Source organism: Isoptericola sp. BMS4, from assembly GCF_011634835.1.
Classification (GTDB): Bacteria; Actinomycetota; Actinomycetes; order Actinomycetales; family Cellulomonadaceae; genus Isoptericola.
The window spans coordinates 3,007,548-3,018,791 of the sequence record NZ_SIRP01000001.1 but is presented as its reverse complement, the minus strand read 5'-3'; the positions used below and the strand labels follow the sequence as shown (position 1 = coordinate 3,018,791).

The following is an 11,244-nucleotide window of genomic DNA, read 5'->3' as shown; positions in this document are numbered from 1 at the left end:
CACGGCGACGGCGTGCACGAGGGCCGGCGCACGGTGTGGGCGGGCCGTGGCAGGCTGGTGCCCGTGCCCGCCGCGTCGTCCTCCCGTCAGTCCCGGTCCCAGGCGTCCCGCCGCGGCAGGTCCGCGGCCCACAGCAGGCCGTGGCACGACCCCACGCTCGCGCCCGTCGTCCTGGTGCGCGGCCCGGAGGGCCTGCTCGCCGAGCGGGCCGTGGACGGCGTCGTGGCTCTCGCACGCGAGCGGGACGCGTCGGTGGAGAAGACGGAGCTCGACGGGTCGACGTACGCGGCCGGCCAGCTCGCGGTCGCGGCGAGCCCCTCGCTCTTCGGCGAGGCGTCCGTCGTGGTGGTGCGCGGGGCCGAGGCCGCCACGGAGGACCTCGTGGCCGACGTCGTGGCCTACGTCGCCGCGCCGGACCCCGAGACCGTGGTCGTCGTGGTGCACGGCGGCGGGCAGCGCGGCAAGAAGATGCTCGACGCGATCGTGGCGAGCGGCTCCCCGGTGCTGGAGTGCGACGCGATCACCAAGGACGCCGACAAGGTCCAGTTCGTCACCGGGGAGTTCCGCGCGGCGCGCCGGCGCGCGGACGCCGCCGCCGTCCGGGCGCTCGTCGACGCGCTGGGCAACGACCTGCGCGAGCTCGCGTCGGCGTGCGCGCAGCTCGTCGCCGACACCACGGGGACGATCGGCACGGACGTCGTCGACCGCTACTACGGCGGCCGGGTCGAGGCGACGGGGTTCAAGGTCGCGGACGCCGCGGTCGCCGGCGACGTCGGGGGAGCGGTGGCGCTGCTGCGGCACGCGCTGGCGACCGGCGCGGACCCGGTGCCGATCGTCGCCGCCCTGGCGCTGCGCCTGCGCACGCTCGCGCGCGTCGCGGCGATCCGCGGCGGCACCGTCACGGCCCGTCAGCTCGGGCTGCAGGACTGGCAGGTCCGCAACGCGCAGCGTGACCTGTCGCGATGGACCCCGGAGGGGCTCGCCACCGCGATCGTCGCGGTCGCGCAGGCCGACGCCGACGTCAAGGGCGGCGGGCGCGACCCGGTCTACGCGGTCGAGAAGGCCGTGCTGACGATCGCCCGGGCCCGCGGGCGGTGACGGGCGGCCGGGGCACGGCTGCCGGCGGCCTGATACGCGGAACGCCCCTCCACGCCGTGGCGTGAAGGGGCGTTCGGTCGGCTCGGGCGGGTGCCCGCGCCGGACGACTCAGAGAGGACTCAGAGCGCGTCGACGGCCTTGGCCAGCGCCGACTTGCGGTTCGCGGCCTGGTTCGTGTGGATGACGCCCTTCGAGACGGCCTTGTCGAGCTTGCGCGACGCGGCCTGCAGCGCGGTGGTCGCGGCGTCCTTGTCGCCCGCGGCGACGGCCTCGCGCACCTTGCGCACGTAGGTCTTCAGCTCGGACTTGACGGACTTGTTGCGCAGGCGCGCCTTCTCGTTCGTCTTGATGCGCTTGATCTGGGACTTGATGTTTGCCACTGGTGGACTTCCTGGTGTGTTCGCCTGATGGCGAGCGGATAGGTCGTAGAGGGCGGCCACAGCTCCGGGACTGGGGTGGGGAACCCGTGGAGAGGAACTGTGGCTGTGCCCGCCGACCTGGGCGGACACGCAGCGCACCACTTTACCAGAGGACATGCTGGGAACGGCGCGGCCTGGCACGATGTCGGGGGGGGCGCCCGGACCGGGGGCGCCGATCGTCGCGAGGAGGCCCACCCGATGCTGGCCGTCAACGGCCCCGAGGTCGTGATGCTGACGCTCTGGGTGCTCGGAGTCGTGGGCGCCGTGTACGGGGCCGCCGACCCCCGGGGGAGCACGGTGCGAAGGGCCGTCGTGGTCCTCGTCGCCGTCCTCGTCCCGGTGGTCGGGTCGCTGGTCGGCCTGGCGTCGGCCGTGGTGCGGTCCCGGCGAGGGCATCGGGCCGGCTCCGATGACGGTTGGACGGTCCGCTGACGGGCTGACGGTCCGTGTGGCTACCGGGTCTGCGGCATCGCGGCGACCACACGGTCGAAGCGCGCCCTGTCGAGCACGGCTCCCTCGCGGCGGACCTTCGCCGGGTCGACGCGGACGACGCGGTTGAGGCGCACCTCGCTGGGGCGGCCGCGGGAGTCCCAGGGGCCGGACCCGATGTCCATCCAGAGGCGCCCGTGGCGGGCCTCCTGCGCGGCGTCGAGGTCGTGGTCCTTGCTCGTGAGCTGGAGCGCGAGGAGCCAGGGGCCGTCGCGGCCGACGAGCAGCACGGGGCGGTCCTTGCCCTGGGCGTGGTCCTCCTCGTAGGGGACCCAGGTCCACACGACCTCGCCCGGGTCCGGGTCGCCGTCCAGGCGCGGGGAGTACGCCGGGACGACGGTGCCGGTGAAGTCGCCCGGGTAGCCGCCGGGCGCCGTCCTGCCGCGCGGACGGGGCGGGGCCGTGCGACGGGCCCCGCCCCCCGAGGTCGCCGCGCGCAGCACGTCCCGGATCAGTCTCAGCCAACGGTTCGCCACGGCGACACCCTATGCGCGAGGCGCGCCCGGGACGCGGCGTCCGCCCCGCTCAGGTCGTGAGGAACGTCGCGAGCCGCCGCGCCATCGACTCGGGCTCCCACGTGTGCCCGGCGCCGGGGAGCTGCTCGGCGGTCCCGTCGGGCACCACGGAGGCGATCCGCTCGGCGGCCTCGGGCATCCCGGGGAACGTCTCGGCGCCGTAGGTCGCGAGCACCGGGACGGGCGGCGCGAGCGCGGCGTCGTCCAGCGCGCGCTGCGCCCAGGCGAGCGCCTGCGCGTCCGCGCGCTGGCTGACGACCGAGGCGGCGATCCGGCCCCAGTCGGGGGACGCCTTGGCCCCCGCGAGCCACTCGGGCGGCATGTCCTTCATGAAGTGCTCGGTGGCACCCGCCAGGTCACAGGCGTCGATGCGGCGCTCGATCTCGTCCGCCCAGTCCTGGGTCTCCTCCGCGGTGGACTCCAGCGGCGCCTCCCACAGGGCGAGCGCCGACACGCGCTCGCCCGCCGCGCCGGGCCGGGTGGCGGCGCGCAGGGAGATGGCGCAGCCCGACGAGTGGCCGCAGAGCGCGGCCTTCCCGCCGACGACGTCGATCGCCGCGTCGACGGCCGCGAGCTCGCGGTCGAGGTCGAGGCGGCCGGTCGCGGGCGACTCGCCGCGGCCGAGGCGGTCGAAGACGAGGGTGGTCACCCCCAGGGCCGCGGCGCGCTCGGCGGTCTCGGTGGTCACGGGGTCGGTGGCGCGGAACGGGCCGGCGCCCGCGACGAAGACCAGGGCGGTGCCGCCGGCCGTGCCGGAGGGGTACAGGTCGTAGGCGACGCGGTCGCCGGTGGCTGTGGTCACGAAGTCGGTCATGCGCGTCAGACGCCGGCGGGTCGTCGAACTCATCGGCCCCCGGGCGGACGGGTCATGGCACGATCGGCGACGCGAGCACCTCCGCGACGACATCGGCGTCGCCGTCGACCTCCAGGCCGGCCTCCCGCGTCGTCAGCCGGCCCCAGAGCACGAGGGCGAGGTCCCGGGCGGGCCCGGCCACGGCGGCGGCGGGCCGTGCGGCGGCGCGGCCGTCCTCGTGCGCGCCGAGCACCCGCCGGTCGCCGGTGTCCGTGGCGTCGAGGGCGACGGTCGCGGGCAGCGGCGCGAGCCTGCCGAGCCGCACCTGGCGGGGCTGGAACAGGGTGACGACCTCGTCCACGGCGTCGGCCCACACGGCGGCCGGGACGTCGACCGGTCGACGCCGGGCGACGGCGGGCCCGGAGCCGAGCCCGGCGACCCGCAGGTCGTGCAGGTGCACGAGCGTCTCGTGCACCTGGCGCCGGTGCCAGAACTCCGCGGTCCCGTCGCCCAGGAGCGTCCACGCCGCGGCGGACAGCGGCGTCGACCCGAGGGTCTCCCGCAGCTCGGCCGCGGCGGCCGTGTAGGTGTCGTGCAGCTCGTGGTCCGGCGCCTCGACGGCGTCGGGCACACGTTCCCGTCGTGCCATGCCGGCGGCCCAGCGGTGGACGCCCGCCAGGTGCACGACGAGGTCGCGGACCCGCCAGTCCCCGCAGGCGGGGACCCGTGCGTCGGGGGCCGTGCCGAGCACGTCCTGGGCGAACGTCTCCTGCAGCCGCTCGAGCAGCGGCAGGAACGCGGGGAGGTCGGGGCTCTGGCCGGCGGGCCGGTCGGTGGCGGTCACGGTGCGCAGGCTAGCGCCCGGGCCCGACGGCGGGGCGGGCGCCCTCAGCCGACCAGCGCCGCTTCGACCTCACGCAGGAAGTCGTGCAGGTCGTCGGGGGTGCGCGAGGTCACCAGCGGGAACCCGGCGCCCGAGTCGCGCACCACGGCACGGTCCACCCAGGTGCCGCCGGCGTTGCGCACGTCGGTGGCCAGCGACGGGTACGACGTGAGGGTCGCGCCGGCCACCCGGCCGGCCTCGACGAGCGCCCACGGCCCGTGGCAGATGGCGGCCACGGGGCGCGCGCCGGCGGCGAACTCGTCGACGATGCGGATCGCGGCGGCCTGCAGGCGCAGGGAGTCGGCGTTGAGGGTGCCGCCCGGCACGAGCAGCAGGTCCGCGGCCGCCGTGTCGGCCTCGTCGTAGGTGGTGTCCACGGGGACGGTGCGCCCCGGGTCCTTGTCGCCGACGAGCGTGCGGACGTCGCCCGGCCCGTCCGACGCCACCGTCACCGTGGCGCCGGCGGCGCGCAGGTGCTCGAGCGGGACCACCAGCTCGTCCTGCTCGACGCCGTACCCCGTCACGATCACCAGCACTCGCTTGCCCGTCAGGTCCGTCATGGTCCGGCTCCTCTCGTCGCGTGCGGTGGTGGACGACGTCGTCCGCACCGACCGTACGCAGGCGGCGCCGGGGCACGCACGCGGGAGCGGGCCCCGGTCGTGGGAGAATGACGGCGCCCTGGCCGAGAGCCCCAACGACCCTGACGGAGCGAGATCGAGTGCCCATCCCCGGACCCGCGCTGACCGCGCGCATCGAGCCCAACGCCACGGCGCCCGAGCTGATCCGCAACTTCTGCATCATCGCGCACATCGACCACGGCAAGTCGACGCTCGCGGACCGCATGCTGCAGCTCACCGGCGTCGTGCAGTCGCGGGACATGCGCGCCCAGTACCTCGACCGGATGGACATCGAGCGCGAGCGCGGCATCACGGTCAAGTCGCAGGCCGTGCGCATGCCGTGGGCGACCGCCGACTCCGACGGCGTCGAGACGCCGCACGCGCTGAACATGATCGACACCCCGGGGCACGTCGACTTCACCTACGAGGTCTCCCGGTCGCTCGCCGCGTGCGAGGGCGCCGTGCTCCTCGTCGACGCGGCGCAGGGCATCGAGGCGCAGACCCTCGCCAACCTGTACCTGGCGATGGAGAACGACCTGGAGATCATCCCGGTCCTCAACAAGATCGACCTGCCGGCCGCCCAGCCGGAGAAGTACGCCGAGGAGCTCGCGAACCTCGTCGGCGGCGACCCGGCGGACGTGCTGAAGGTGTCCGGCAAGACGGGCGAGGGCGTCGAGGCGCTGCTCGACCGCATCGTCGAGCGGGTCCCCGCGCCCGTCGGTGACGCCGACGCCCAGCCGCGCGCCATGATCTTCGACTCCGTGTACGACACGTACCGCGGCGTCGTGACGTACGTGCGCGTCGTGGACGGCGACCTGAGCCCCCGCGAGCGCATCCAGATGATGTCCACCCGGGCGACGCACGAGCTGCTGGAGATCGGCGTCATCTCCCCGGAGCCGTACAAGACGAAGGGCCTGGGCGTCGGCGAGGTCGGCTACCTCATCACCGGCGTGAAGGACGTGCGCCAGTCCAAGGTCGGCGACACGGTCACCAACGCCGCCAAGCCCGCCGACGAGCCCCTCGGCGGCTACGACGACCCCAAGCCGATGGTGTTCTCCGGGCTCTACCCGATCGACGGGTCCGACTACCCGACGCTGCGCGACGCGCTCGACAAGCTCAAGCTCAACGACGCCGCCCTGAACTACGAGCCGGAGACGTCGGTCGCCCTCGGCTTCGGGTTCCGCGTCGGGTTCCTCGGGCTGCTGCACCTGGAGATCGTGCGCGAGCGCCTGGAGCGGGAGTTCGACCTCGACCTCATCTCGACCGCCCCGAACGTCGTCTACGACGTGACCCTGGAGGACGGCACCGAGGTCAAGGTCACCAACCCGAGCGAGTTCCCCGGCGGCAAGATCCGCGAGGTGCGCGAGCCGGTCGTCAAGGCCACGGTCCTGACCCCGAGCGAGTTCGTCGGCGCCGTGATGGGTCTGTGCACCGACCGGCGCGGGCAGATGGAGGGCATGGACTACCTGTCCGAGGACCGCGTCGAGCTGCGCTACACCCTGCCGCTCGCGGAGATCGTGTTCGACTTCTTCGACAACCTCAAGTCCCGCACCCGCGGGTACGCGTCGCTCGACTACGACGCCACCGGCGACCAGGCCGCCGACCTCGTCAAGGTCGACATCCTGCTGCAGGGCGAGCAGGTCGACGCCTTCAGCGCGATCGTGCACAAGGACGCCGCCTACGAGTACGGCGTGCGGATGACCGCCAAGCTCAAGGAGATCATCCCGCGCCAGCAGTTCGAGGTGCCGATCCAGGCCGCCGTCGGCGCGCGCGTCATCGCGCGCGAGACCGTGCGCGCCATCCGCAAGGACGTGCTCGCCAAGTGCTACGGCGGCGACATCAGCCGCAAGCGCAAGCTGCTGGAGAAGCAGAAGGAGGGCAAGAAGCGCATGAAGAACATCGGGTCGGTCGAGGTGCCGAAGGAGGCGTTCATCTCGGCGCTGTCCTCGGACGCCGGCGGCGCCAAGGAGTCCAAGGACAAGAAGAAGTAGTGCCCGCGCTGCCTGACGGCGAGCCGGTTCCCGACGACGGGACGCTGCCGGCCTGGGTGGCACCCGCCGCGGCCGACGCCGCCGGCGAGCGCCCCTTCGGCGTGTACGTGCACGTCCCGTTCTGCTCGGTGCGCTGCGGCTACTGCGACTTCAACACGTACACGGCCGCGGAGCTCGGCGGGGGCGCGTCGCAGTCGCAGTACGCGTCGACGGCGCTGGACGAGGTGGCGCTCGCGGCCCGCGTGCTCGACGGCGCCGGGCTCGGCTCGCGGCCCGTGTCCACCGTGTTCTTCGGCGGTGGGACGCCGACGATGCTCCCGGCCGAGGACCTCGCGCGGGTGGTGCGCGGGATCGAGCGGACGTGGGGCCTGGCCGACGGCGCGGAGGTGACCACCGAGGCCAACCCGGACTCGGTGACGCCCGAGTCGCTGCGGGTGCTGGCCGACGCGGGGTTCACGCGCGTGTCGTTCGGCATGCAGTCGGCGGTGCCGCACGTGCTCGCCACCCTGGAGCGCACCCACGACCCGCGCCGGATCCCCGACGTCGTCGCCTGGGCGCGCGACGCGGGGCTGGGCGTGTCGCTGGACCTCATCTACGGCACCCCGGGCGAGTCGCCGGCCGACTGGCGGGCGTCGGTCGAGTCGGCCCTGGCGACGGGCGTGGACCACGTGTCCGCGTACGCGCTCGTCGTCGAGCCGGGCACCAAGATGCACGCCCAGGTACGCCGCGGCCAGCTCACCCTGCCGGACGAGGACGACCAGGCGGCGAAGTACGAGCTGGCGGACGACCTGCTGACGGCCGCCGGCCTGGGCTGGTACGAGGTGAGCAACTGGGCGCGTGGCCCGGAGCACGCCTGCCGGCACAACCTGGCCTACTGGCGCGGCGACGACTGGTGGGGGATCGGCCCCGGGGCCCACTCGTACGTGTCGGCGGGCCGTGGGGCGGCCGGGGAGCACGCGGGGGTGCGCTGGTGGAACGTCAAGCACCCGCGGCGCTACGCCGCGCTGCTCGCCGAGGGCCGGTCGCCCGGCGCGGGCCGCGAGCTGCTGACCGCCGAGGAGGCACACCTGGAGCGGGTGATGCTCGGGGTGCGGCTGCGCGAGGGGCTCGACCTCGCGGTGCTCGACGACGCGGGTCGCCGCGCCGTGGCGGGCCTGGTCGCCCGCGAGCTGCTGGACGGCGTCGCCGCCCTGCGGGGGCGTGCGGTGCTGACCCGGCGCGGCCGACTGCTGGCGGACGCCGTCGTGCGCGAGCTCACTGCCTGAGGGACGTCGTGGGCGCGATCTCGGCCCTGTCTCGTCGGAGACGGCGCCGAGAGCGCGCCCACCACGCTCGAGGGGTCAGCTGATCATGCGGATGTTGACCGGGTACCGGTACGGCTCGTGCCGGTTGACGGCGACGGCGGCGAGGATGCCGAAGACCAGGGCCGCGATCCACACGACCGGCAGGATCACGAGCCCGATGAGGACGAAGATCGTGATCCAGCCGATGGCATAGCCGATGAGCAACGTGATCTGGAAGTTGAGCGACTCCTTGGCCTGCTCGCCGACGTACGCGCTGCGGTCGCGCAACGCGAGCCACACGATCAGCGGGGTGAGGAAGCCCAGGACGCCGAAGCTCAGGAGGGACAGCACCGGGGGGCCCAGGTGGGCGACGATCGCCCACGTCCGCTCGTCCGACGGGGACAGCGGCCGCGGGCCGTAGGCCGGCGGCGGGTACGGCGGCTCGCCGCCATAGGGAGGCTGGCCGCCGTAGGGAGGCTGGCCACCGTAGGGCGGCTGCTGGGGCGGAGGTCCGCCAGGTGGGGCACTCATGTCTCCATCTTGGCGCATCATCGGTCGTCACGGCAGGTCGTGCCGTCCGTCACCGGCGTGTGGGGTGGCGCCGCCCCGGCGGCCGCACGAGAGTGGAAGCCTCGGGCGCCCCGCGTCCGGGGACGCGGAGAGGGAGCAGATGGACGACAGCACGCCGGGCCCGCAGGAACGCGACGCCGACCGGCCGCCGGCGTACGGGCAGTACGCGGGCGAGGGGTACCGCCCGCCGACGCCACCGCCCGGCCCGCGGCCGGCCGCGGGTCCCGGCCCGGGGCCCTCCGGTGACCGGGTCTCGGTGGGGCGGGCGCTCGGGTGGGCGTGGGCGAGCTTCGCCCGGGGCGCCGGCGCCTGGATCGGCGCGATGCTCGTGGTGCTGATGATCGGCGTCGCCGCGACAGTGCTGCTCACGCCCGACCTGCGCGTCGTGCTGGAGAGCTACGACGACCCGGACGCCGTCCTCGACCTCGTGCAGGCGGGCGCCACGGTCACCGACATCCTCCTGACCTCGCTGCTGGCGGTCGTCGAGATCGTGCTGGGCGCGGTGCTCGCCCACGGCGCGCTCGCCGCCACCCGGTCCGGGCGGGCCGCGTTCGGCGACTTCTTCGCGCTGCGCAACGTCGGGGGGATCGTCGCCCTGGGTGTGGTGAACGGGCTCCTGACCCTGCTGCTGGCGTTCGTGCCGCTGCTCGGCCCGCTGCTCCGCCTCGTGATCGCGTTCTTCCTGTCCGCGGCGCTGTTCTACGTGATCGACGCCGAGCAGGACGCCGTCACCGCGATGCGCTCCAGCGTCGACCTCGTGCGCCGCAACCTGGGCGTCGCGGTGGCGACGGTCGTGACGGTGGTGCTCCTCGGCCTGGCCGGCTTCCTGCTGTTCGTCGTCGGCGCCTTCGTCACCGTGCCGGTCGCCGTGCTGACGGGCGCCTTCGTGTACCGACGCCTCGTCGGACAACAGGTCGCGCCGCCCGGCTGACAGCGTCCCGACGTCGTGGCCCCACCGCCCGCCACCCATCCCAGGGAGGAACGATGAGCGAGAACCCGCAGCAGCCGCCGCAGGACGGCCCCGACGGGCCGCCCGGTCAGCAGCCCGGTCAGCAGCCTGGTCAGCAGCACGGGCACCAGCCGTATGGTCAGCGGCCGCCCCCGCAGCACGGGCACCAGCCGTACGGTCAGCAGCCCTACGCCCACCAGCCGTACGCCCAGCACCCCGGAGGCCAGGACCCGTACGGCGCCCGGCCCGGACGGCAGCAGGACCCGGGGCTGCAGGACCCGGGCCTGTACCCCGGGGTCGAGCAGCCGCCGAGCCGCGTCGCCGCACTGCCGACCCGCGGCGGGGAGAGCTTCTTCTCGGCGCTCTTCGACTACTCGTTCCACCGGTACATCACGCCCACCATCGTCAAGGTGGTGTACGTGGTGATCACGATCCTCGTGGCGCTGGGCTGGCTCGGCGCGCTCATCGCCGCCTTCCAGGGTGGCTGGCTGCCGGGCGTGCTGTTCCTGCTCTTCGGCTGGATCGTCGCGCTCGTGTACCTGGCGGTCGCCCGGATCGCCCTGGAGTTCGTCCTGGCCGTGATCTCGATGTCGCAGCAGGTCAATCGCTACGCGGAGCGCGACGGGCTCGCGTGAGGCGCCCGGCTCAGGCGGTGACGAAGTCGATCAGCTCCTCGACCCGGCCCAGCAGGGCCGGGTCGAGGTCGCGATAGTCCCGCACGCGGCCCAGGATCCGTTGCCACGCGCGGCCGACGTCCTCGGTGGACGAGGCCGGCCAGCCGAGCTCGCGCAGGATGCCGCGCTTCCACTCCGTGCCGCGCTCGATCGTGGGCCACGCCGCCAGGCCCAGCCGCTCGGCCTTGACCGCCTGCCAGACGTCGACGTACGGGTGCCCGAGCACCAGGACCGTGCCCCGGGGCACCGTGCGCAGGGCGGCGTCGGCGAGCCGCTGCTCCTTGGCGCCGGGGACCAGGTGGTCCACCAGCACGCCGACGCGGCGCTCCGGCGAGGGCTCGAACTCGGCGAGGGCGTCGGCGAGGTTGTCGACGCCGTCCAGCATCTCCACGACGACGCCCTCGACGCGCAGGTCGTCGCCCCAGACCTTCTCGACGAGCTCGGCGTCGTGCTTGCCCTCCACCCAGATGCGACTGCCGCGCGCCACCCGGGCGCGCTGCCCTCGCACCGCCACCGACCCGGAGGCCGTGCGGGTCGGTGCCGCGGGCGCGCGGGACGTGACCGGCGCGGTGAGCTCCACCGGCTGCCCGTCGACCCAGAAGCCCGGCCCGAGCGGGAACGACCGGGTGCGCCCGCGCCGGTCCTCCAGCACCACGAGGTGCACGCCGCCGGACTTCTCGATCCGGACGACGGCGCCCACCCAGCCGGTGGTGACCTCCTCGACGACCAGGCCCCGCTCGGCGGGCCGGGGCGCGGAGACGGGCCGGCGCCGGTGGTGCGCGGAGCCGTCGGGCGCGCCGGGGCGGCGGGCGGAGGCGGGGGCGAGGACGTCGGAGCCGTAGCGGTCGTGCACGACGGCGAGCCTACGGCCGCCGTCGCTCGCGTGGTCGAGCCGACACGCGCGCTGCCCGGGGCAGGTTTCACTCGGCAGTCCGGTACTCGGTCGGCACCTGCCGGGACCGA

General features: G+C 74.6%; 13 protein-coding genes. 6 read left to right on the top strand and 7 right to left on the bottom strand.

What is annotated here, in order from left to right; genetic code table 11:
* The first annotated feature begins 63 nt into the window (after positions 1 to 63).
* Positions 64 to 1,098: a DNA polymerase III subunit delta gene (gene holA / locus EYB28_RS13670; protein WP_166852411.1), complete on the top strand. Its 1,035-nt coding sequence runs from the start codon at positions 64 to 66 to the stop codon at positions 1,096 to 1,098.
* Between the two features lie 119 nt (positions 1,099 to 1,217).
* On the opposite strand, the gene rpsT is transcribed toward holA, so the two are convergent.
* Positions 1,218 to 1,478, bottom strand: a complete 261-nt coding sequence (gene rpsT, locus EYB28_RS13665; protein ID WP_166848886.1) for a 30S ribosomal protein S20 — start codon at positions 1,476 to 1,478, stop codon at positions 1,218 to 1,220.
* Between the two features lie 237 nt (positions 1,479 to 1,715).
* On the opposite strand from rpsT, the gene EYB28_RS13660 reads away from it, so the two are divergent.
* The gene (locus tag EYB28_RS13660) at positions 1,716 to 1,949 is read left to right on the top strand and encodes a hypothetical protein (protein ID WP_166848883.1); all 234 of its coding nucleotides are present in this window, start codon (positions 1,716 to 1,718) and stop codon (positions 1,947 to 1,949) included.
* A gap of 20 nt (positions 1,950 to 1,969) precedes the next feature.
* On the opposite strand, the gene EYB28_RS13655 is transcribed toward EYB28_RS13660, so the two are convergent.
* The 4 genes from EYB28_RS13655 to EYB28_RS13640 form a co-directional block, all read right to left on the bottom strand.
* Entirely contained in the window at positions 1,970 to 2,482 is a 513-nt protein-coding gene (locus tag EYB28_RS13655) for a type II toxin-antitoxin system PemK/MazF family toxin (RefSeq protein ID WP_166848880.1), read from the bottom strand.
* A 49-nt stretch (positions 2,483 to 2,531) separates the two neighbouring features.
* Positions 2,532 to 3,323: an alpha/beta fold hydrolase gene (locus EYB28_RS13650; protein ID WP_166848877.1), complete on the bottom strand. Its 792-nt coding sequence runs from the start codon at positions 3,321 to 3,323 to the stop codon at positions 2,532 to 2,534.
* Positions 3,324 to 3,387: 64 nt separating this feature from the next.
* Positions 3,388 to 4,158: a maleylpyruvate isomerase N-terminal domain-containing protein gene (locus tag EYB28_RS13645; RefSeq protein WP_240930560.1), complete on the bottom strand. Its 771-nt coding sequence runs from the start codon at positions 4,156 to 4,158 to the stop codon at positions 3,388 to 3,390.
* A 44-nt stretch (positions 4,159 to 4,202) separates the two neighbouring features.
* Entirely contained in the window at positions 4,203 to 4,757 is a 555-nt protein-coding gene (locus EYB28_RS13640) for a DJ-1/PfpI family protein (RefSeq protein ID WP_166848874.1), read from the bottom strand.
* 158 nt (positions 4,758 to 4,915) lie between these two features.
* Between EYB28_RS13640 and lepA the strand changes: the two genes are divergently transcribed.
* Together lepA and hemW are read left to right on the top strand one after the other, a co-directional pair.
* Positions 4,916 to 6,805, top strand: coding sequence for a translation elongation factor 4 (gene lepA, locus EYB28_RS13635; protein WP_304599247.1), 1,890 nt, complete (start codon positions 4,916 to 4,918; stop codon positions 6,803 to 6,805).
* The gene (gene hemW / locus EYB28_RS13630) at positions 6,805 to 8,070 is read left to right on the top strand and encodes a radical SAM family heme chaperone HemW (protein ID WP_166848871.1); all 1,266 of its coding nucleotides are present in this window, start codon (positions 6,805 to 6,807) and stop codon (positions 8,068 to 8,070) included. The genes lepA and hemW overlap by 1 nt, the downstream gene beginning before the upstream one ends.
* A gap of 75 nt (positions 8,071 to 8,145) precedes the next feature.
* Here hemW and EYB28_RS13625 read toward each other — a convergent pair whose 3' ends face one another.
* The gene (locus tag EYB28_RS13625; RefSeq protein WP_166848868.1) at positions 8,146 to 8,619 is read right to left on the bottom strand and encodes a DUF4870 domain-containing protein; all 474 of its coding nucleotides are present in this window, start codon (positions 8,617 to 8,619) and stop codon (positions 8,146 to 8,148) included.
* 139 nt (positions 8,620 to 8,758) lie between these two features.
* Here EYB28_RS13625 and EYB28_RS13620 point away from each other — a divergent pair, with 139 nt between their 5' ends.
* Both EYB28_RS13620 and EYB28_RS13615 read left to right on the top strand, forming a co-directional pair.
* Positions 8,759 to 9,589 (top strand): hypothetical protein, encoded by an 831-nt coding sequence (locus EYB28_RS13620; protein WP_166848865.1) that lies wholly within the window; start codon positions 8,759 to 8,761, stop codon positions 9,587 to 9,589.
* 53 nt (positions 9,590 to 9,642) lie between these two features.
* Positions 9,643 to 10,242 (top strand): DUF4282 domain-containing protein, encoded by a 600-nt coding sequence (locus EYB28_RS13615; protein ID WP_166848862.1) that lies wholly within the window; start codon positions 9,643 to 9,645, stop codon positions 10,240 to 10,242.
* A 10-nt stretch (positions 10,243 to 10,252) separates the two neighbouring features.
* Here EYB28_RS13615 and EYB28_RS13610 read toward each other — a convergent pair whose 3' ends face one another.
* The gene (locus EYB28_RS13610) at positions 10,253 to 11,134 is read right to left on the bottom strand and encodes a DUF3097 domain-containing protein (protein ID WP_166848859.1); all 882 of its coding nucleotides are present in this window, start codon (positions 11,132 to 11,134) and stop codon (positions 10,253 to 10,255) included.
* Positions 11,135 to 11,244 lie beyond the last annotated feature (110 nt).

Bases quoted from the DNA above. Each gene is read 5' to 3' on its own strand.
- EYB28_RS13660 (WP_166848883.1), top strand. From the start codon at position 1,716: ATGCTGGCCGTCAACGGCCCCGAGGTCGTGATGCTGACGCTCTGGGTG.
- EYB28_RS13640 (WP_166848874.1), bottom strand. From the start codon at position 4,757: ATGACGGACCTGACGGGCAAGCGAGTGCTGGTGATCGTGACGGGGTAC.
- EYB28_RS13625 (WP_166848868.1), bottom strand. From the start codon at position 8,619: ATGAGTGCCCCACCTGGCGGACCTCCGCCCCAGCAGCCGCCCTACGGT.
- EYB28_RS13620 (WP_166848865.1), top strand. From the start codon at position 8,759: ATGGACGACAGCACGCCGGGCCCGCAGGAACGCGACGCCGACCGGCCG.
- EYB28_RS13615 (WP_166848862.1), top strand. From the start codon at position 9,643: ATGAGCGAGAACCCGCAGCAGCCGCCGCAGGACGGCCCCGACGGGCCG.